The sequence below is a fragment of the Bradyrhizobium sp. LA2.1 genome (assembly GCF_040547725.1).
In the GTDB taxonomy this organism is placed as follows: Bacteria; Pseudomonadota; Alphaproteobacteria; order Rhizobiales; family Xanthobacteraceae; genus Bradyrhizobium; species Bradyrhizobium barranii.
The window spans coordinates 83,979-101,886 of the sequence record NZ_JBEPQI010000012.1 but is presented as its reverse complement, the minus strand read 5'-3'; the positions used below and the strand labels follow the sequence as shown (position 1 = coordinate 101,886).

Genomic DNA, 17,908 nt, shown 5'->3' with positions numbered 1-17,908 from the left:
TCCCCGCTAATCCGCCCCAAGCGCACCCTGTCGTGCGCGGCGCGCAACGGTCTCACAGACTCGTGAGCGGCTGACCCGGTAACGAAGGCTGCAGCGGGAACGAATGAGGCCATGCGCCTTCGCCTGTCGAGGCGAAGCAACCCCGAGAGGAGAATTCTCATGTCTGCCAAAACCACCATCAGTTCGCTCGTCCTCGCCGGCGCCGTCTCCACCGCGCTCGCGACACTGGCCTCCGCCGCCCCCCTGACCAAGGCGGAGGCCGATGCGGCCGTCGCCGCCAAGAAGGAGAAGTGCTTTGGCGTCGCGCTGAAAGGCCAGAATGACTGCGCGGCGGGACCGGGCACGACCTGTCAGGGCACCTCGACGGTCGATTTCCAGGGCAACGCGTGGAAATTCGTCCAGGGCGGCACCTGCACTAGTATCGAACTGCCGGGCGGCAAGAAGGGTTCGCTGAAGCCGGTTTGACACGGCAATTCAACACATCACCACAACAGCGGAGGGAGCGACATGAACGCGGCGATCAAGGCTCGGGCGTCTGCGACTATTCCCCTCCGCTTTTCCTTGCCCCTCGGCGGCGTCGCCGGGACGAGCTTCAAGCACGAGCATCTCGGCGCAATTATCGGCGAGGGTCCGCAGCGCGGCTTCTTCGAAGTCCATGCCGAGAACTATATGGGCGCGGGCGGTCCGCCGCATCGAACGCTGGAACGCCTGCGCCGCGATCATCCAGTCTCGGTGCACGGCGTCTGCATGTCGATCGGAGGGCCAGAGCCGCTCGACCGCGCGCATCTGGCGCGCTTCCGCGGTCTTGTCGCACGCTATCAGCCGGCGCTGGTGTCCGAACATCTGGCGTGGTCGACGCATGAGACCAGCTATTTCAACGATCTTCTGCCCCTACCTTACACACAAGCGACGCTCGATCGCGTCTGCGATCATATCGACGAGGTGCAGGAGGTGATCCGGCGACCGATCCTGCTGGAGAACCCGTCGACTTATGTCGCGTTTCGCGCTTCGACCATGAGCGAGACCGATTTCATCCGCAGCGTCGCACAGCGCACCGGGTGCGGCCTTTTGCTCGATATCAACAACGTCTTCGTCTCCGCGACCAATCACGGCTTTTCGGCCTTGCAATATCTCGCCGACTTCCCGCTTGCGCGCGTCGGCGAGATTCATCTCGCCGGCCATGCCGAGCAGAGCGACGACGAAGGCGACGTGCTGCTGATCGACAGCCATGACGGTCCGGTTGCGGACGCCGTATGGAAGCTGTTCGAAATCGTCATCGCGCGCTGCGGCCCCATTCCGACGCTGATCGAGTGGGACAGCAAGATCCCGGACTGGCCGATCTTGAAAGCCGAGGCGGAGGCAGCCCAGGCAATCCTCGATTGCTGCGATACCGTGGGGGATCGCCATGCCGCTTGAGCAGCACGCCTCTTATGCGGCCGCCTTCGCGCCGGCGCTGCTCGATCCTGCGCACGAGGTGCCATCCGTCGTCACCGGGCCGAACGGCAAGGCGGCGGCCAAGCGCTACAACGTCTACCGCAACAATGTCACGGTCAGCCTGATCGACGCGCTCGCCGCGACCTATCCGGCGGTGCAGCGCATCACCGGGGCCGATTTCTTCCGCGCCATGGCGCGCTTCCACATCCGCGAGACACCGCCGACATCACCGCTTCTGTTCGAATACGGTCGTGATTTTCCGGCCTTCATCGAACGCTACGAATACGCGCAATCGTTGCCCTGGCTCGCCGACGTCGCCCGGATCGAACGGGCCTGGCTCGATGCCTATCACGCCGCCGACGCCGCGGCGTTTTCCCCGATCCCTTTGTCCAAAGTCGCGCCGGACCAATTGGCCGATCTCGTCTTCACGACGCACCCGGCGACGCGGATCATACGCTCGTCTTCCGCAGCGGTGACGATCTTTTCCGCCAACCGCGGGACGGAACCCGCAGGCACCATCGACGCCGCGACGCCGGAAGACGCGTTGATCACGCGACCGGACTTCGACGTCACGGTGCGACGGTTTCCGCCTGGCGGCGCGATCTTCCTGGCCTGCCTGACGTCGGGACGCCCTCTCGGCGAAGCTGCCGCGGCGGCGCTGGAGGATTTCCCGGCTTTCGACCTTGCCACCAACATCGCCGGCCTGATCGAGGCCGGCGCCTTCACCTCGGTGACTTCCGGAGACGCACGATGACGGAACAACGCATCGCGGCGGGCAGCGGCCAGCCATCGCTCGGGCACTTCGCCGAGAAGGCCAGTCACCTGGTCCAGACGATCGCCGCCCCGTCGATCGTCCAGCTCGTGCTGCGCGTGGCGCTGGCGGTGCCGTTCTGGCGCTCCGGCATTCTCAAATGGGACGGCTTCCTCAAGCTGAGCAATACCGCCGTGACTTTGTTCAGCGACGAGTTCATGCTGCATCTTCCGGGCGGCCCCTATCATTACCCGACGCCGACGGTGATGGCGTTCGTGTCGGGATGTGGCGAAATCCTGTTTCCGATCCTGCTGGTCCTCGGCCTCGGCACGCGGTTCGCGGCGCTCGGACTGCTGCTCATGACCGTCATCGTCGAGCTCACCGTGCCCGACGGCTGGCCAGTTCACATCACCTGGGCGGCCATGGCGCTCGCCATCATGGCTTACGGACCGGGGCGTGTCTCGCTCGATCACTTGGTGGGCAAACTTATGGTCTTGCCGGATAAATCGCGCGCTTAAAAATTGAATCCGTAGGTGCGCGGGCCAAGGTCGGATCTGCGCATCGGTCTCGCAGTGGAATAGCGGCGACCCAGTTTCACTTAGCTCGCAGGCTCGTCCCGCGTCAGAGCGAGCGATAGCGACCTTATTGCGGGCGCGGCGAGCAGAACCACCGGCGACATCGCTGCCCACGAAATCAGCCACGAGGCGAACCAATTCCAAAGGAAATGACCGGTTGCAATCGATGGATTGCTCGCGATCCCTGCGGCAATGAAGCAAGTCAATCCAGACTGGATGACTCCAAAAAACGAAATGGCTATAGCGCCGCGGAATAGCAAACATAGGTGGCCCAGACCTGATGCGGTGGGAGGCTATGCTACTTTTCTCACTTGCAATTTCAATAGGTTCAACCAGCCTCCGACTTCGAACAGCTGAACCGGCTGTGCGATCACTCCGCCGCCATCGGCATCTCTTCCATGTGCTCATGCAACACCACGCCTGACAGGGGGTCGAATTCGCCGACCCACGGCTTGCGTTCGAGCACAGACCTGGTGTGAGCATAGCCGGCGTCCCAGCGCCGCATGATGCCGGACGGGCTGAAGTCGATGTCCTTGGTGTGGGTCTCGTGATCGAGCTGCGGCGCGAGAAGCCGCACTACATGCATGCGGGTCGGGCAACCGTAGCTCATCAACTCGCGCACTGCCGGGTTGCTGCGCTCGCTTTCGGGAAGTCGCGCGGCCAACTGATTGATGACGTGGCGCAGGCGATGCGCCTGCTGCTGGCGCGCGATCTGGCTCGCAATCCGGCTGGAATATTGCACGTCCTTGTGCCGGTTCAGCACCTCCGCCATCGTGGTCGGCTCGGCGCCGACGGGATTCCACAAGTGCACCGCGAAGATCAGCGAGTTCTGGCGCGGGTTGTCGTCGAACACGGCCTCCGTCGGCGTGTTCGAGAGAATGCCGCCGTCCCAGTAGAACTCGCCGTCGATCCGCACCGCCGGGAAAGCCGGCGGCAACGCGCCGGACGCCATCACATGCTTCACCGTCAGTTCGCCATCACGGCTGTCGAAATAGCGCATCTGGCTGGTGCGCACATGCGCGGCGCCGACGGTGAGCCGCGGCGTGCAGCGATTGACCAGGCTGAAGTCGACGAGCTCGCGCAGCGTCTTCTCCAGCGGAACGGTCGAATAGAAGCCCGCGTGATCGGCGCCGAGCGGATAGGAATCACCGGCATGCGCCAGCGGGTTGGGCCGGAAGAAGCCAGGAATGCCGTTGGTGACGGTCGACCAGTAGGCGAGCTTCTCGTTGAAGCCCGGAAAGGCGGTGCGCAGATTCCAGATCGGATTCTGCTCCATCCGCTTCCAGAATTCTTTGAGCCGTGCGAGCCGGGCCTGTGGCTCATTGCCGGCGATCAGACTGGCGTTGATCGCGCCGATCGAGGTGCCGATGATCCAGTCCGGCTCGATTAGGGCTTCGTGCAGCGCTTGGTAGACGCCGGCCTGGTAAGAGCCGAGCGCGCCGCCGCCTTGCAGCACCAGCACGACCTGGCCCGGCAGGTCCGTTGACCTGATGCTCTGCGTATTGCCTTGCATGCCGTTCATGTTCTGCTCCCGGTGAGCTTGCAGCTGTCGAATATTCGCAAATCGCTGCGATTTGTTACGCGTGCCCATCAATGCGCGGTCCAGCCGCCATCGACCGGCAGCGCGGTTCCGGTGATTGAGGCCGCAGCCTCGGTCGATAGGAACACGGTGAGCGCGCCGAGCTCTTCCACCGTGGCAAAGCGCTTGTTGGGTTGCTGCGTGAGCAGCACGTCGCGGATCACCTGATTGCGGGAAATGCCGTGCGCCTTGGCCTGGCCGTCGATCTGCGCTTCCACCAGCGGTGTGTAGACATAGCCAGGGCAGATCGCGTTGCAGGTGATGCCTTCTTCGGCCGTCTCCAGCGCCGTGACCTTGGTGAGGCCGACGATGCCGTGCTTAGCCGCAACATAGGCCGCCTTGAAGGGCGAACCGACGAGGCCGTGAGCTGAGCCGATGTTGATGATCCGCCCAAAACGGTTCTGGCGCATTGCCGGTAGCGCCAGCCGCGTGGTGTGGAAGGCCGACGACAGGTTGATCGCGAGGATCTGGTCCCATTTCTCGACAGGGAATTGCTCGAGCGGCGCGACGTGCTGGATGCCTGCATTATTGACGAGAATATCGAGCCGGCCGGATTGTGCGACGGTGGCGGCGATCATCTCGGCGATCGAGTTCGGCCTGGCCATATCCGCCGGCGAAAAGCTCGCCTTGACGCCGAACTCGGCGGCGATCTGCTCGCGTACCTTCCCGATTTCGGCGAGAACGCCAAGGCCGTTCAGCACGACGTCGGCGCCGGCCGCGGCCAGCGCCCGCGCGATACCGAGCCCGATGCCGCTGGTCGAGCCCGTAACCAGAGCGACCCTGCCGGCAAGTGCCCGTAAGGACTGAGACGTCTGCGGTTTGAGGGGAATGTCCATGGCCGAAACCCTCCGTTGGCGATGGCCGGCCTGATGACCGACCTCTGACTTTCGCAAACTCTGAGGGATCGCCTGCTCAAACGGAAATGCCGGTTGGCTTCCGAAACCATACGTGGACGCTATTGCGGTTGGGATGTCATTCGCGGCCCCTATCGGGTAGATTCCGGGTCGATCTTGCCGGGAGCCAATCCATGGAAATGCACCAGGTCCGCTATTTCCTCGCGGTGGCGCAACTCTTGAATTTCACCCGCGCCGCCGAGGAGTGCAATGTGACGCAGCCCTCGCTGACGCGCGCCATCAAGCAGCTCGAGGCGGAGCTCGGCGGCGACCTGTTCCGCCGGGAGCGGCCGGCGGCGCAGCTGACCGAGCTCGGCCAACGCATGCATCCGCTCCTGAAGCAATGCTACGAGGCCGCGGCCGGTGCCCGGTCGCTGGCCTCCTCGTTCAAAAGCGGCGAAATCGGCGCGCTGCGCGTCGCGCTGACGCATTCGATCGATCTGGCGCTGCTCATTCCCCATCTCAACCAGATCAAGCGCCAGTTCAACCGGCTCGAATTCGGCTTCCTGCGTGGCTCGGGCCGCGAGGTCGCTGAATACTTGAAGAAGGGCGAGGCCGAGCTCGGCATCGCCGCCGAGATCGATGAGGCCTGGGAGCGGCTCGATGTCTGGCCGCTGTTCACCGAGGATTTTGAGCTCGTCGTCAGCAAGGGCCATCGGCTGGCAGCACACAGCAATATCGAATTCGACGATCTGCGCTCGGAGCAGTTGCTCAGCCGGAATTATTGCGAGCATGCCAAGCGCATCTCGGCGAGCCTGCGCGAGCACGGCATCGACGTCGATCACAGCCACGAGATTTCCTCGGAGCGCGATCTAATCGAGCTGGTCGAGGCCGACATCGGCGTCGCTATGGTACCGCACACCTCGCCGGTGCCGGCGAGCCTGAAGCGGGCTGCGGTTGCAGGACTGGACGCCCGCCGCACCGTCAATCTCTACGGCGTCGCCGGCCGCCAGCGCACCGCCGTCGCATCAGCCGTGATGCGCATGCTGCGCGGCGCGGACTGGCGCGAGATTGCGGGATAGCGCTTACCGACTCCTCTCCCCGCAAGCGGGGCGAGGTGAAGATCAATGCTCCCTGCTCGCCTGCTCCAGCGCCTTGAGCAGATCATCGATCTCCATACGCTTGCGGAAGTCGGGATCGACGAAGCGTGCTTTCACGAGGCCGTCGCGACCGACGACGAACACCGCCGGGATCGGCAACATCCAGCCATCATTGCCGTGAAAGCGCGCCATGTCCTGATAGGACAACAGCCGCTGGATCTCGGTTCCCAGCCAGATTGCAAGGTTAAGGGACAGTGCATAGCCGTTGTCGAGATCGGTCAGCACCGGGAACGGCGCGCCGGAATCCGCCTTGAAAGTTCCGGTGAATTCCTGCGTCTCCGGCATGATGGCAACGATGTGCGCGCCCATCGCCCTGATGCGGTCTTGCGCCTGGATCACCGCGCGCACGTTCAGCCGGCAAAAAGGGCACCAATGGCCGCGAAAGAACATGACCGCCACCGGGCCGCGCGCGAGCAGCGACGGCAGCGTGACCAGCCGCCCCTTGTGGTCGGGCAACATGAAGGGCGGCATCACCTCGCCCGGACGCGGCGCATCCTCGCCGCCGCCGTTCTCGGTAAGTCTTGCCACTAGGCGATCGACCGCCTCGCCATAGGCCGGAAAGATCTCGCGCCCGGCATCGGCATAGGCTCGAAGCCGCTCGTTCAGCGTTCCCTCCATGTCACGGCAGCGCTGGAAGGCAAGCTTGAGCCGTTCGGCATCGACTGGTGAAAGGGACGTCATCTTCCGCTCCGGCACAGGAGTTGGACCTATTATTTCGCATTTCGGCCGCCCCGCAAGGGGCGACCATCGCGCGAGGCGCTATAGTCAGTTCACGTAAAAATTGCCGGTCGGATCGAGCCTGCCGGAGGTGTAGTAAAGCGAGCCGTTGTCCATGAAGAACACCGTATTCTCGGGCACCTTCTTCGCGTGCTTCATCATGGACTCGTGGTTCTTCTCAGTTGAGGCCAAGGCCATGGCCGACATTTTGCCCGGCCCATCATAGAGATAGGCCATACCGGACTTGAACTCCCACGGCGTCTGCGCGAATGCGGCTGTGGCGATCACAAATGCGCCGGCGGCGATGAGGCTCTTGGGCAGCTTCGTCATTGGATGTTCCTCCTGACATGAACGCCCGCTGATCGGGCGCTCTGCCATCGAATGCCCGTTCACAGAGGAACGGAAATGCCGATGCCCAATCGGTTTGATAGCCGCTGCCTATCGCGCACGCGATAGCGTGGGGCTATCGCCTCAAGAGCCAGACGGCATTTCACCTCCTTGAAGTCGGCGCCCATCCTGCACGCAATCCCAAGCGGCCCATTTAGAGGAGGAAACGCCATGAATCGTCTCATCACCTCACGTCTTACAAATTTCGCGACCTCGCTTCTGCTGTTGTTCCTCTTGTTTTCGGCAGCGACATCCGTCGCGCGGGCCGACAGCGATGATGGCATCGTCCGCCTGAAGAGCGCGGTACCAATGTCGGAAGCGATCAACCGCATCAAGTCGGACATTGCCGCCAAGGGCATCAAGTTCTTCCTGGAGGTCGATCAGTCGAAACTTGCCGCTGACGCCGGCATCAAGCTCCGGCCTTCCACCCTGCTCATCTTCGGCAATCCGCCGCTCGGTACTCAATTCATCACCGCTAACCCCAACGCGGGGCTGGACTGGCCGGTTCGCCTGCTGCTCACGCAAGACGACAATGGCGACGTCTGGGCCGTATGGACCGATTTCGATTGGATCGCCAAGCGGCACAACATCGGGAATCGCGAAGCGCAGTTCAAGATGGCGACCATGGTGGTCAAGTCCATCACCTCCACCATCACAACCAAGTAGCACGCAGCGAAGAATGCCCCGGCGTCGGACCGCATCGAAAGCGCGGCCCGGTCGCCCAAGCGACGCTCTCATTCGGCATTGGAGACCCGTCCTATGACCAGCGAGACATTCGACGTGGTGATCCTGGGCGGCGGCAACGCCGGCCTTTCGGTCGCGATGATTGAGCCTCGCGATCTTGGCGGCACTCGCCCTAACCGTGGCTGACACCCAAGAAGATTCTGAACGCGGCAGGTCAGGCCCTGCACGACATCGAACGCGCGTCCGCTCATGACATCACGGTCGGTAAACCCTGGCTTGATTGGGCCGCGCTGATCGACCGTGAGAAGGCGATGATCAAGGATATTCCTACGAACCTCGCCCGCGCGATGGCGCGCCGGAACGTCGACGTGATCGGGGGCCATGGCGCCGTCGTCGCCTCCAACGCAATCCGCGTCGGGCGATCGCGTGCTCGAGGCCCGGCATGTCGTGATCGCCACCGGATCCAAGCCGCGATCGCTGCCAATTCCTGGCGCCGAGCACATGATCACCTCGGACGAGATGCTGAGCGATCACGAGCTGCCGGCATCCGTGGTCTTCATCGGCGGCGGCGTGATCTCGTTGGAATTCGGTCATGTCTTTGCACGCGCCGGTGCCGCGGCGGTTCTCGAGGCGCTGCCGCAGCTCCCCCCGGCGATGGACCTTGATGCGGTCGCGCAACTGCAGGCGGAGAGTGAGCGGATCGGCATCAAGATCAGGACCGGCGTCGCCGTCCAGCGGATCGAGGCGGCCGGCGGTTGGCTTCGGGTGGTCTTCACCCATGGTGGTATCGAACAGTCATTCGAAGCCGATCGTGTTGTCAACGGCGCCGGCCGGATCGCCAATGTCGACTCACTCGATCTGGCGAGAGGTCAGGTCGAGCACGTAAACGGCCGGATCGCCATCGATCGACACCTGCGCTCGACCTCGAACCCTCGAGTCCACGTCTGCGGCGATGCCATGCCGATCTCGCCGCAACTGTCGCCGATTGCAACCTATGAAGGCGACATAGTCGGCCGCAACATCGTCGACGGACCGAAACACACGCCCGACTACGCGGGCATGGCGACGTCGGTCTACACCGTGCCGGCGCCGCCGCCGTCGGCCTCACCGAGGAAGCGGCGCGGCAGACTGGCTATGCAGTCGACGTTCACGTCAACGACATGCGCGACTGGTTCTCGTCGCGATCATATGCCGAGACCGTCGCCTGGTCGAAAGTGATCGTCGATCGCGCCACAGATCGCATCCTCGGCGCGCATTTTTCGTCGGCCATGCCGGCCAGGAGCTGATCAACGTCTTCACTCTCGCCATCAAGGTCGGCATCACCGCAAAGCAACTGCGCGACAACGTCTACGCCTATCCGACGTTTTCGGCCGACATCAAGCACATGCTGGGCACGCATAGCGGCTCGCTATCGTTTCGAAAGACACACGGCATTTCAAGGAACGCTCAACTTCGGCGAAGCTGATCTCATAGCCGGCGACCAGTGAGGTTACGGCCAACAGAGGAGACCTCCCTATGTTCAAGAACTTCGAATTAGCGCGCGTTGTCTGGCCTGGCCTTGCCCTCATCGGCGCGCTCACGCTCACCATGCAGCCCGTGCTCGCGGGCGAGTGCCCGGCCGGCAAGGTCAAGCCGAACGCGCAGCCGATGGTCGACTACAAGCCGGTCGGCGTCACCGACGTCACGCTCGGCTCGATAGACCTTGGCAAGCAGCCTGCGCACATCGAGGGCCGCGAGCTGCGCCTCCGCAAGCTGACCATCGAGCCTGGCGGCATCGTGCCCTGGCACAGCCATGACGATCGCCCGGCTTTGATCTTCGTGCAGCAGGGCGAGATCGTCGAATACGCCTCCAACTGCATCGACCCGATCGTGCACAAGGCCGGCGATCTCCGCCCTGAGGTCTTCGGCACCTCGCACTGGTGGAAGAACCTCGGCAAGGAGACCGTCATTCTCTATGTCGGCGACGTCCGCAAGGATCCGCGCGACCACAACATGTAACGAGCGCTCCCAGCCCCAGCCTCGTTACCGGATGTGATGACCCGGGATCCCCCGTGCCGCCCCGCACGCCGGGCGTCACATCCTCCTTTGAAGCCCTATGAGAGGTCGCGCAATGACCGAAATGTCCGCCCGCATGAAGTCGGTTGCGATCAAGATGCAGGAGCATTCGTCAGGCCTCGTGGTTCGCTACCTCGTGATCGGACTGACCGCATTCCTGACCGTCGTCGATCTGTTCGCAACGCAAGCGATCCTCCCTTCCCTGACGCGCCACTACGGCGTGACCCCGGCGGAAATGGGATTTGCAGTCAATGCCAGCACATTCGGAATGGCAATCGCAGGTCTCGTCGTCGGCTTCTTCAGCCCGCACATTGACCGAAGACTCGGCATCCTTCTCAGCCTGACGCTACTCGCGATCCCCACAAGCCTGCTTGCGATCGCGCCTAATATCACCGTCTTCACGATACTGCGCGTAACGCAGGGTCTGTGCATGGCTTCCGCATTTACCTTGACGTTTGCGTACCTTGGTGAGCAGTGCAGTGCTATGGACGCCGGCGGCGCGTTTGCCGCCTACATCACCGGCAACGTTGCCAGCAATCTCATTGGCCGGCTGGTCTCCGCCGCAGTTGCCGACAGTCTGGGCCTGGCCTGGAACTTCTATTTCTTCGCGACCCTGAATCTCGCCGGCGCTGCCTTGGTCTACTTCTCCATACATCGCGTGCAGCCAATGCAGGCGATGACGGCAATCGACTCGCCACTTGGCGCCATGCTCGCGCATTGGCGAAATCCTCGGCTACGCGCAGCCTACGGTCTCGGCTTTTGCATCCTGTTTGCTTTCATCGGTACTTTCACATTCGTGAACTTCGTTTTGGTACGGCCACCACTATCGGTCGGCATGATGGACCTGGGCCTTGTTTACTTCGTGTTTCTGCCGTCGATTTTCACCACGCTGCTCGCAGGAAAGGCCGTCGCGTGGCTCGGGACTCGCCCAACGATCTGGGCCGCCCTCGGCGTTGCCGTGATTGGCCTCCCTCTGATGCTGACGTCGCATCTGTCTCAAGTTCTGACTGGAATGGTACTGGTCGGCGTCGGAACGTTCTTTGCGCAGGCCGCAGCGACCGGATTCGTCGGCCAGGCCGCCAGCGAGAGCCGGGGAATTGCCAGCGGCACTTATCTCGCCTGCTACTTCCTTGGGGGGCTTGTCGGTACCGCGGTTCTAGGCCGGCTCTTTGACTCACTGGGATGGACCGCTTGCGTGATCGGCGTTGGAGCGTCTCTTGCTCTAGCCGCTGTGCTCACGCTGGCGTTGAAACCGAAATTGCGCTGACACGGGCTTGGGCGATTTAGAGCGGCAAGTTGCGGCAGCCCAGCGAGCCCGACGTTCGGCATTCTCATACAGCGCCGATATATTCGCCGCGCGCCGGATAGTCGTTCTTGATGATGAAGTCGAACGCCTGAACCATCTCGCCGAAGTTCGGCCGCACAAAGGGCATCGACTGCACCGAGAGATAGTAGATGGTCTGGTCGGGTCGGATCAGGAAGACGCCGGGTTCGGAGAAGAGCGCCGGCTCGTCGATACCAATTGAGGTCTTGCCGCACGAGGCGGAAATGTAGAGGCCCCATTCGCGTGCCCTGGCAAGGCTAAGTCCATACCCGAAGCGAAGCTTCGAGGCACTCACCTTCTCGGCCATTGCCCGCGCCCGCTCCTCGTTGTCGGAGCTGATCGCAATCGTGCTCACGCCGCGCTCAGCGAAGGCTGGAGAATGGCGTTCCAGCTCCTTGAGATAGTTGGCGCAGATCGGACAGTGCAGGCCGCGGTAGAAGCAGACGAGCGTGAAGCGCTGTGGCGCCTCGTTGGCGAGATCGAAGAGGCCACCGTCGAGCGTTTCGACGGAAAGTTCGGGAGCCTTCTGGCGGGGGATCAGCATAAGAGGTCCTTTTTGCGAGGGGGCCATCTCCTGGCCTCTTGCGACAACGAGCTCTTTCTGCCAGATTTTAAGATATGAAATATCCAGAAAACATGATTGAAAGTCCAATTGCCGCGAAACGCGACCGGCTCGCCGCTTTCTTCGAGACCTTCGACCTGTCGGTGGTCGTGGTTTCGACCGAAGCACCGGGCGCGACAGCCAACCTTGTCGTGGCCGGCGAGGCTGGCGTGGCGGAGCGGGTGCTCTTCCATTCGCGAGGCGACACCCTCGCCGATCCCGACCTGCTCGTCGCCGCGGCGGTCGACTTCGGAGGAACAACGAACCCTCTGGTGAATGCCCTGCCTGAAACGGTCGATGTCGACCTCGACGGGCGCCCAGCCTTGCAGGCCTTGGTCGAGGCCTTCGTTACCGAGGGACAGGGCAATCGCTGCGGGCGGCGGGTCGCCCTGAAGCGGCTCTGCGAATTGATCGTGCTCTTGGTGCTGCGGGAAGCGATCGACACGGCCGCGACGAACCCGGGTCTCCTTGCCGGCCTTTCGCATCCCTCCCTGCACAAGGCAATCGTCGCGATACACGACGAGCCGGCGAAACCTTGGAGCGTCGAGCAGTTGGCCGAAATCGCCGGCATGTCGCGCAGCCGGTTCATGGAGCTCTTTCCTAAAGTCCTAGGCACGACGCCCGCCGCCTATCTGAACGCCTGGCGCCTCACGCTCGGCCAGCGGCAACTTATGCGCGGCGGGCACGTGAAATCGGTGGCTCGTCGTGTGGGTTTTGGGAGTGCCGCCGCCTTCTCGCGGGCCTATTCCAGGATGTTTGGCCATTCTCCGATGTCTACGCGAGGTGCGCAGCAGGACATCGGCAGTGCCGGCCCAAGTGCGGAAGGGTGGTCGATTGGCGCCAGATCGGTGAGTCTACGTCGGCCCGATTCGAGCGCGCCAGGCGCAGAAGGACCTTGATCGGCGTGGAAGAGCCCGCGAGCTTCTCCCAGCCGGCGGTCCATCTTATCCGGCCGGATAGCACGCTCTACTTCGGTAGCGCGAATGCCCAGCGCACTGGAGAGGTAAATTCGCTAACGTTCCCATTGGCCCCAACATACCTCGTCCACAACGCCGCAGGGATTCTCACGGCGCCCGTTCTTGCGGCACCGTCCCCCGCGGCGGTTCGGGGGACGGAAAGCCTCATCGAAATGACACGATGAGTGATGCAGGAAACAATAGGTTCCATTGCGGCGCAAGAGAGCGAAAAATACCAAGCTCCTAGTAGCGCATCATCTTTCCTGATCCCGGAAATCGAGCGGGTGGCGGCTGCGTCGTTTGGCGCCCAGTGCATCCGCCGTGATGCCGCGCTCACGCGCCCATATGATCGCAGCGCTGCGACGGTTGACGCCAATCTTCCGATAGAGCGATGCGACGTGATTTCGTACGGTATTTTCCGACAGTTTCAGATGTTCGCTCATGTCGATATCGCTCTTTCCCTGACATATCAGGGCAAGGACCTCGCGCTCCCGCTCGCTGAGAAAGTCCAGGTCTTGAGATGTATGGTTCTTTGAGCCGTCTGGCGGAGACCTCTGAGCTTGTCGATGACATTGCGAGTAAACGATGAGGTATCGGCCAAAACCGCTTCGAACGCCGCCAACAGGTCACGGTCGGCCTCCTTGGTTTCCTGAATCACGCAGACAACGGACGGCTCGCCATTAATCGTCAAACTGGCAGCCTCCACGAAGCAGTCGATCGCTATCGAATCAGACTTTTGGAGCGGCAGGACCAGATTCCTGCAGTTCGCCGTTCACACGGCGGCGTGTTTTCTCGTCCATCCAAACGATCTGTCCATCGGCATCGGCAAGAATAACGCCGCCGCTCAATGCTGAAGCAATTTGTTCCCGTCGCTCATTATCGCGCGCATCATCGCTCACCACCTGGTCCATGGCTGTCCCCTGCGTTGCTTGATGTCTCTGTATGGTTGGGTCGCAGTACTAACGTCGACAAAGAAACCTAGTTCCTTTCCACTAAGTCCCTGGTAGTTATGCGCCAATAGCAGTCCCTCGCGATCGAGGGATGTCGAAAAACGGCGCAGCGTCCTATTTCCGACGATCCAATCCGCGGCTGATAACCACAAGCGAGATGCGCGAGCCATCCGGCCGCGGCCGGATCATGCTCCGGCGCGACGGACGCATGCTTTGTGTGAATCGGCGCCGAAGGAGGCCCCGCAACGCCAAGCGGATCGAAGCGATTGTTGTGCCGATCAGCGTCGGCAGCCACGTCGATTGACAATCAAATGAAATTTGGGCGACGGGCGTTAAGGCGCCCTAAGTGGTGGACGTGCCGGCGTTGAGAAGCTGGGACACGGCGGTGACAAGCTGCGCCGGCGCGAAGGGCTTGGTCAGGAGAATGCTGTTGGGGACGCCGTTGGCGGCCCAGTCGTCCGCGCTATCGCCGGTCATGTAGACGACCGGAAATGCCGGATCGATTTCTCTGGCGTGCTTGGCGATTTCCCAACCCTCGATCTTCCCATTCAATTTGATGTCAGTAACCAGGGCACGGTATTTGGGCTTGCTCGCATCGAGCAAACTCACCGCCTGCTCGCCGGAAGAAGCGATCACAACTTCGAAGCCGCCTTCGATGAGGGCGTCTTTGACGATGTCTTGGATCATATGGTCGTCTTCGACCACCAGAATGGGAAGGGGTTGATCCAAGCTCCACTCCTGGGCTTCATTGCCTGCGGGATGACGCAAAACACAAGGATCGGTTCCCTTAGGAAAGTCCAAAAGTGAACACAAGACCCGCGGTCCCCATGCTCGGCCCTCGCCCCTCGAGCGCGGTAGGCCCCCTGCGCCGAGGTGCTGGCGGCACCGATCCTTGCCTGCGGCCCTAATCGCCCTGAGAAATCCGTCCGCCCACGGTGTTTAATTCAGGCGAATCGCTTCAGGACGGTCTGGATGGTAGGGTCCGACCAGACGGTAGGCTGCTTCAATTGGGTCGGAGCTTTGATGCGATCTCTTCGGTCCCGGCTGCTTGCCCTTTGGATCATGTTGGTCGTTTCCGGCGCGACAACCGCCTACCTTCTGTTCGAGTCGTTCCGGCAGACCTCTGATGCACGGGTTGCCCGGTCGGAGGAATTAGTGGCGCGCGCGTGCCGCGACATCGCCGACCGCTACCAGTTCTTCGTCTCGGGCTGGTCCGGCGGGCCGATCGACGACCGGCTGAAACATGAGTTCGGCACCCTGGTCCGCACAGCCCTGGTTAATGCCGTGGGTGTCGAGGGCGGAGTCTGGCAGGCCGATATAGGGTCGCTCGCTTATGCGTTCCCCACCTATGAAGGCACCGGGCCAAAGACCGATCTTCCCGCAGCGGAATCGGACACCATCCGCGAGGTGAACGCAGAAGCCTTGCGGTCCGGCCGTCCCGCCATCATTCGCCAAACCGGTCGGTCACAAGTACTGCTGGTGCAGGCGTGCCCGCTGCGAGGGCCGCTCCAAGGGGTTACGGCCTGGACCATGACTCGAACGTTTACAGCCGAAGGGCCGGCCTACAAGCAGTTGCTCACGGGCCTGGCCGTGCTGGTCCTGACGATCTTCGGTTCCGCGCTATGGCTCGCGCGCGTGCTGATCTCTTGGTCGCGCAAGATCGCGCTGATTGAGGATACGCTCGGTAGAGGCAAGAGCGGTTTGGTCGATCTTCCGACGCTACCGCGGACTGGCGAGCAAGAACTCGACCGGCTGGTGGACGCATTGAACAACACGGGCGAGAGGCTTGCGCACGAGCGACAGCGCGCCACGGCTGCCGAGCGCCTTGCCGCCGTCGGGCGGCTTTCTGCTGGTCTCGCCCATGAAATCCGTAACCCAATTGCGGCGATGCGGCTGAAAGCCGAGAATGCGCTTGCCGCCAGCGATGACGCCCGAAAAGCAAAGGCGCTCGAAGCAATCCTGCACCAGGTGGGCCGGCTGGACCGTTTGTTGCATGATCTCCTTGCAATGACCCAGGCCAGCGAGCCGAAGCTTGCGGATGTCGAACTCTCGTCGTTCCTGAAGAGCACCCTGGAGAGCCACCGGGAGCTGGCAACTGCCAAGGGGCTGTCCCTGAAGGCTGGAACCGAGGACCAGCGTCGTCCGTTACCTCAGCTTGATCCGTTTCAGATGCAGCGGGCCCTCGACAATCTGATCCTCAATGCCATCCAGAATACGCCCGGCGGCGGACGGGTCTGCGTGGATGCCGTTCGTCAAGGAGACAACCTATTGTTGCGCGTGAGCGATACCGGCCCGGGCGTGAGCGAAGAGGTTCGCGACCGCCTGTTCGAGCCGTTCGTGACGGCCAGGTCCGACGGGACGGGGCTCGGGCTTGCTATTGTCCGTGAAATCGCCCGCGCCCATCATGGAGATGCCCGGCTTGCCCGCAGTGACAGCGGCGCCACCTTTGAGATCGAAGTGCCATGGCGACCGTCCTGATCATCGATGACGACGCAGCCCTGCGGGATGGGCTATCGGAGACGCTGACCGATCTCGGCCACACGCCCCGGACGGCATCCTCCGGCCGCGAAGGACTGGCTGCCCTCTCGGCAGCAATCGATGCCGTGCTCCTTGATCTCCGGATGCCGGGTGGACTCGATGGCATCGACGTTCTCCGTCGCATACGCTCGCAGGCCGATGCGCCGCCGGTCGTGGTGCTCACCGCGTTTGCGAGCGCCGAAAACACGATCGAAGCCATGCGGCTTGGCGCCTTCGACCATCTCACCAAGCCGATCGGACGAGACGAACTGAGAACCCTGCTCGATCGCCTGCCTTCGCGCACGCGTTCGGTACTCAGCACGAGGCAAAGCAGCCCAGACGCGCTCATCGGGCTGAGTGACGGCATGCGGCGTGTGCAGAAAGCGATCGGCCTTGCCGCCGACAGCCAGGCCACGGTTCTCATCCTTGGCGAGACGGGTACGGGGAAGGAACTGATCGCTCGCGCTCTGCACGTTCATAGCCAGCGCAAGGATCATCCGTTCGTTGCGGTCAACTGCGCAGCGATCCCCGCGGACCTGCTTGAAAGCGAGTTGTTCGGCCATGTGAAAGGATCGTTCACCGGCGCGACCAGCGACCGCGCCGGCGCCTTCCGCGATGCTGAGAACGGAACACTGTTTCTCGACGAGATCGGCGACATGCCTCTTGCCATGCAGGCGAAAATTCTTCGTGCCCTGCAAGAGCGGATCATCACACCCGTCGGCGGCAAGCCGGTCCCGATCTTCGCACGCGTGATCGCGGCAACCCACCGGGACCTGTCAAAGCTCGTGGCAGCCGGACAATTCCGCGAGGATCTCTACTATCGCCTTAATGTCGTGCCGATCGCGATTCCGCCGTTGCGCGAGCGGCCCTCCGATATCATGCCGCTGGCCGAGCATTTTCTTCTCGCCGCTTCGTTCGGATCTTCGGGCAAGCAGCTAACCCCTGCAGCAATCGAGACGCTCTCGCGATACGATTGGCCCGGCAATGTTCGGGAGCTTCGCAACGTCATCGAACGCGCTTGCGTGCTGACGAGGAGCGACATCATCGATGCCTTGGATATCGACACCGGCGCGGGGGGAGGACAATCCCCGACGGCCACCTCTCAGCTCGAGGCCGACTTGCCTGCAGCCGTGGCAAAGCTGGAAGAGATCATGATCCGAACAGCGCTCCAAGCCTGCGGCGGCAATCGGACGGAAGCCGCGCGCCGTCTCAACATCAACCGCCAGCTGCTTTACACCAAGATGCAGCGCTATGGTCTCGCTGACGGCGAGCCGTCAGGAAAGGCGACACCCCCCGTCGGGAAAGACGACAGCTAAAGTCGCCGCGCTCAAGAAAACTCCTTCAAAATCAACGATGTCATCGCTTGGCACGGCGGTTGCTGAACC

The 17,908-nt window shown here is 62.4% G+C and carries 20 protein-coding genes and 3 pseudogenes; 14 read left to right on the top strand and 9 right to left on the bottom strand.

Annotation, left to right across the window (positions count from 1 at the left end; all coding sequences use genetic code 11):
• The first annotated feature begins 159 nt into the window (after positions 1 to 159).
• The 4 genes from ABIB95_RS23835 to ABIB95_RS23820 are packed head-to-tail and all read left to right on the top strand — an operon-like array spanning position 160 to position 2,703.
• Positions 160 to 465 (top strand): BufA1 family periplasmic bufferin-type metallophore, encoded by a 306-nt coding sequence (locus tag ABIB95_RS23835; RefSeq protein ID WP_354121861.1) that lies wholly within the window; start codon positions 160 to 162, stop codon positions 463 to 465.
• A gap of 42 nt (positions 466 to 507) precedes the next feature.
• Positions 508 to 1,416, top strand: coding sequence for an MNIO family bufferin maturase (gene bufB / locus ABIB95_RS23830; protein ID WP_354121862.1), 909 nt, complete (start codon positions 508 to 510; stop codon positions 1,414 to 1,416).
• Positions 1,406 to 2,188, top strand: coding sequence for an HvfC/BufC N-terminal domain-containing protein (locus ABIB95_RS23825; RefSeq protein WP_354121863.1), 783 nt, complete (start codon positions 1,406 to 1,408; stop codon positions 2,186 to 2,188). Before bufB ends, ABIB95_RS23825 begins: the two co-directional genes overlap by 11 nt.
• Positions 2,185 to 2,703, top strand: a complete 519-nt coding sequence (locus ABIB95_RS23820) for a DoxX family protein (RefSeq protein WP_354121864.1) — start codon at positions 2,185 to 2,187, stop codon at positions 2,701 to 2,703. Before ABIB95_RS23825 ends, ABIB95_RS23820 begins: the two co-directional genes overlap by 4 nt.
• Positions 2,704 to 2,783: 80 nt before the next feature.
• Here ABIB95_RS23820 and ABIB95_RS23815 read toward each other — a convergent pair.
• From ABIB95_RS23815 to ABIB95_RS23805, 3 genes and pseudogenes are all read right to left on the bottom strand, one after another.
• Positions 2,784 to 3,024 (bottom strand): annotated as a pseudogene (locus ABIB95_RS23815) (DUF2798 domain-containing protein).
• A gap of 106 nt (positions 3,025 to 3,130) precedes the next feature.
• Complete coding sequence (locus tag ABIB95_RS23810; protein ID WP_354242575.1) at positions 3,131 to 4,282, bottom strand: patatin-like phospholipase family protein; 1,152 nt, start codon at positions 4,280 to 4,282, stop codon at positions 3,131 to 3,133.
• A gap of 68 nt (positions 4,283 to 4,350) precedes the next feature.
• Positions 4,351 to 5,175: a 3-hydroxybutyrate dehydrogenase gene (locus ABIB95_RS23805; RefSeq protein WP_354242572.1), complete on the bottom strand. Its 825-nt coding sequence runs from the start codon at positions 5,173 to 5,175 to the stop codon at positions 4,351 to 4,353.
• Positions 5,176 to 5,366: 191 nt separating this feature from the next.
• On the opposite strand from ABIB95_RS23805, the gene ABIB95_RS23800 reads away from it, so the two are divergent.
• Positions 5,367 to 6,254, top strand: coding sequence for a LysR family transcriptional regulator (locus ABIB95_RS23800; protein ID WP_354242569.1), 888 nt, complete (start codon positions 5,367 to 5,369; stop codon positions 6,252 to 6,254).
• A gap of 42 nt (positions 6,255 to 6,296) precedes the next feature.
• On the opposite strand, the gene ABIB95_RS23795 is transcribed toward ABIB95_RS23800, so the two are convergent.
• Positions 6,297 to 7,013, bottom strand: a complete 717-nt coding sequence (locus tag ABIB95_RS23795) for a peroxiredoxin-like family protein (protein WP_354242566.1) — start codon at positions 7,011 to 7,013, stop codon at positions 6,297 to 6,299.
• Between the two features lie 84 nt (positions 7,014 to 7,097).
• Positions 7,098 to 7,379, bottom strand: a complete 282-nt coding sequence (locus tag ABIB95_RS23790) for a hypothetical protein (RefSeq protein ID WP_354121870.1) — start codon at positions 7,377 to 7,379, stop codon at positions 7,098 to 7,100.
• Between the two features lie 228 nt (positions 7,380 to 7,607).
• Here ABIB95_RS23790 and ABIB95_RS23785 point away from each other — a divergent pair, with 228 nt between their 5' ends.
• The 6 genes and pseudogenes from ABIB95_RS23785 (at position 7,608) to ABIB95_RS23760 (ending at position 11,442) form a co-directional block, all read left to right on the top strand.
• Positions 7,608 to 8,102, top strand: coding sequence for a DUF302 domain-containing protein (locus ABIB95_RS23785; RefSeq protein WP_354121871.1), 495 nt, complete (start codon positions 7,608 to 7,610; stop codon positions 8,100 to 8,102).
• A gap of 399 nt (positions 8,103 to 8,501) precedes the next feature.
• Positions 8,502 to 9,062: pseudogene (locus tag ABIB95_RS23780) on the top strand (FAD-dependent oxidoreductase); the annotation flags it as partial.
• A gap of 206 nt (positions 9,063 to 9,268) precedes the next feature.
• Positions 9,269 to 9,406: pseudogene (locus ABIB95_RS23775) on the top strand (hypothetical protein); the annotation flags it as partial.
• A complete protein-coding gene (locus tag ABIB95_RS23770; protein ID WP_354242743.1) occupies positions 9,403 to 9,585 on the top strand; it encodes a hypothetical protein in 183 nt (60 codons plus the stop codon). The pseudogene ABIB95_RS23775 and the gene ABIB95_RS23770, both read left to right, overlap by 4 nt.
• A 50-nt stretch (positions 9,586 to 9,635) precedes the next feature.
• Positions 9,636 to 10,118: a cupin domain-containing protein gene (locus ABIB95_RS23765; RefSeq protein ID WP_354242563.1), complete on the top strand. Its 483-nt coding sequence runs from the start codon at positions 9,636 to 9,638 to the stop codon at positions 10,116 to 10,118.
• A 112-nt stretch (positions 10,119 to 10,230) separates the two neighbouring features.
• On the top strand, positions 10,231 to 11,442 hold the full coding sequence (locus ABIB95_RS23760) for an MFS transporter (protein ID WP_354242560.1): 1,212 nt from the start codon (positions 10,231 to 10,233) through the stop codon (positions 11,440 to 11,442).
• 64 nt (positions 11,443 to 11,506) lie between these two features.
• On the opposite strand, the gene ABIB95_RS23755 is transcribed toward ABIB95_RS23760, so the two are convergent.
• A complete protein-coding gene (locus ABIB95_RS23755; protein ID WP_354242557.1) occupies positions 11,507 to 12,043 on the bottom strand; it encodes a peroxiredoxin-like family protein in 537 nt (178 codons plus the stop codon).
• A 74-nt stretch (positions 12,044 to 12,117) separates the two neighbouring features.
• Here ABIB95_RS23755 and ABIB95_RS23750 point away from each other — a divergent pair, with 74 nt between their 5' ends.
• Positions 12,118 to 12,999, top strand: a complete 882-nt coding sequence (locus ABIB95_RS23750; protein ID WP_354121876.1) for a helix-turn-helix transcriptional regulator — start codon at positions 12,118 to 12,120, stop codon at positions 12,997 to 12,999.
• Positions 13,000 to 13,310: 311 nt separating this feature from the next.
• Here the strand turns inward: ABIB95_RS23750 and ABIB95_RS23745 are convergent, their stop codons facing one another.
• The 3 genes from ABIB95_RS23745 to ABIB95_RS23735 all read right to left on the bottom strand — a co-directional run bounded on the left by ABIB95_RS23745 (position 13,311) and on the right by ABIB95_RS23735 (position 14,735).
• On the bottom strand, positions 13,311 to 13,568 hold the full coding sequence (locus ABIB95_RS23745) for a response regulator transcription factor (RefSeq protein WP_502917528.1): 258 nt from the start codon (positions 13,566 to 13,568) through the stop codon (positions 13,311 to 13,313).
• Positions 13,569 to 13,784: 216 nt separating this feature from the next.
• Positions 13,785 to 13,967, bottom strand: coding sequence for a hypothetical protein (locus tag ABIB95_RS23740; RefSeq protein ID WP_354121877.1), 183 nt, complete (start codon positions 13,965 to 13,967; stop codon positions 13,785 to 13,787).
• Positions 13,968 to 14,348: 381 nt separating this feature from the next.
• The gene (locus ABIB95_RS23735) at positions 14,349 to 14,735 is read right to left on the bottom strand and encodes a response regulator (protein ID WP_354242554.1); all 387 of its coding nucleotides are present in this window, start codon (positions 14,733 to 14,735) and stop codon (positions 14,349 to 14,351) included.
• Between the two features lie 294 nt (positions 14,736 to 15,029).
• Between ABIB95_RS23735 and ABIB95_RS23730 the strand changes: the two genes are divergently transcribed.
• Both ABIB95_RS23730 and ABIB95_RS23725 read left to right on the top strand, forming a co-directional pair.
• Positions 15,030 to 16,484 carry a sensor histidine kinase gene (locus ABIB95_RS23730; protein WP_354242740.1) on the top strand — a complete coding sequence of 485 codons (1,455 nt, stop codon included), beginning with the start codon at positions 15,030 to 15,032 and terminating at the stop codon, positions 16,482 to 16,484.
• Entirely contained in the window at positions 16,469 to 17,839 is a 1,371-nt protein-coding gene (locus ABIB95_RS23725; RefSeq protein ID WP_354242551.1) for a sigma-54-dependent transcriptional regulator, read from the top strand. The genes ABIB95_RS23730 and ABIB95_RS23725 overlap by 16 nt, the downstream gene beginning before the upstream one ends.
• Positions 17,840 to 17,908 lie beyond the last annotated feature (69 nt).

What these genes read in the sequence shown, in the direction of transcription:
- ABIB95_RS23825 (WP_354121863.1), top strand. Translation starts at nt 1,406, where the DNA reads ATGCCGCTTGAGCAGCACGCCTCTTATGCGGCCGCCTTCGCGCCGGCG.
- ABIB95_RS23730 (WP_354242740.1), top strand. Translation starts at nt 15,030, where the DNA reads ATGCGATCTCTTCGGTCCCGGCTGCTTGCCCTTTGGATCATGTTGGTC.
- ABIB95_RS23760 (WP_354242560.1), top strand. Translation starts at nt 10,231, where the DNA reads ATGACCGAAATGTCCGCCCGCATGAAGTCGGTTGCGATCAAGATGCAG.
- ABIB95_RS23755 (WP_354242557.1), bottom strand. Translation starts at nt 12,043, where the DNA reads ATGCTGATCCCCCGCCAGAAGGCTCCCGAACTTTCCGTCGAAACGCTC.
- ABIB95_RS23835 (WP_354121861.1), top strand. Translation starts at nt 160, where the DNA reads ATGTCTGCCAAAACCACCATCAGTTCGCTCGTCCTCGCCGGCGCCGTC.
- ABIB95_RS23810 (WP_354242575.1), bottom strand. Translation starts at nt 4,282, where the DNA reads ATGAACGGCATGCAAGGCAATACGCAGAGCATCAGGTCAACGGACCTG.
- ABIB95_RS23800 (WP_354242569.1), top strand. Translation starts at nt 5,367, where the DNA reads ATGGAAATGCACCAGGTCCGCTATTTCCTCGCGGTGGCGCAACTCTTG.
- ABIB95_RS23820 (WP_354121864.1), top strand. Translation starts at nt 2,185, where the DNA reads ATGACGGAACAACGCATCGCGGCGGGCAGCGGCCAGCCATCGCTCGGG.
- ABIB95_RS23725 (WP_354242551.1), top strand. Translation starts at nt 16,469, where the DNA reads ATGGCGACCGTCCTGATCATCGATGACGACGCAGCCCTGCGGGATGGG.
- ABIB95_RS23785 (WP_354121871.1), top strand. Translation starts at nt 7,608, where the DNA reads ATGAATCGTCTCATCACCTCACGTCTTACAAATTTCGCGACCTCGCTT.
- ABIB95_RS23790 (WP_354121870.1), bottom strand. Translation starts at nt 7,379, where the DNA reads ATGACGAAGCTGCCCAAGAGCCTCATCGCCGCCGGCGCATTTGTGATC.
- ABIB95_RS23740 (WP_354121877.1), bottom strand. Translation starts at nt 13,967, where the DNA reads ATGGACCAGGTGGTGAGCGATGATGCGCGCGATAATGAGCGACGGGAA.
- ABIB95_RS23750 (WP_354121876.1), top strand. Translation starts at nt 12,118, where the DNA reads ATGAAATATCCAGAAAACATGATTGAAAGTCCAATTGCCGCGAAACGC.
- ABIB95_RS23765 (WP_354242563.1), top strand. Translation starts at nt 9,636, where the DNA reads ATGTTCAAGAACTTCGAATTAGCGCGCGTTGTCTGGCCTGGCCTTGCC.
- ABIB95_RS23795 (WP_354242566.1), bottom strand. Translation starts at nt 7,013, where the DNA reads ATGACGTCCCTTTCACCAGTCGATGCCGAACGGCTCAAGCTTGCCTTC.
- ABIB95_RS23805 (WP_354242572.1), bottom strand. Translation starts at nt 5,175, where the DNA reads ATGGACATTCCCCTCAAACCGCAGACGTCTCAGTCCTTACGGGCACTT.
- bufB (WP_354121862.1), top strand. Translation starts at nt 508, where the DNA reads ATGAACGCGGCGATCAAGGCTCGGGCGTCTGCGACTATTCCCCTCCGC.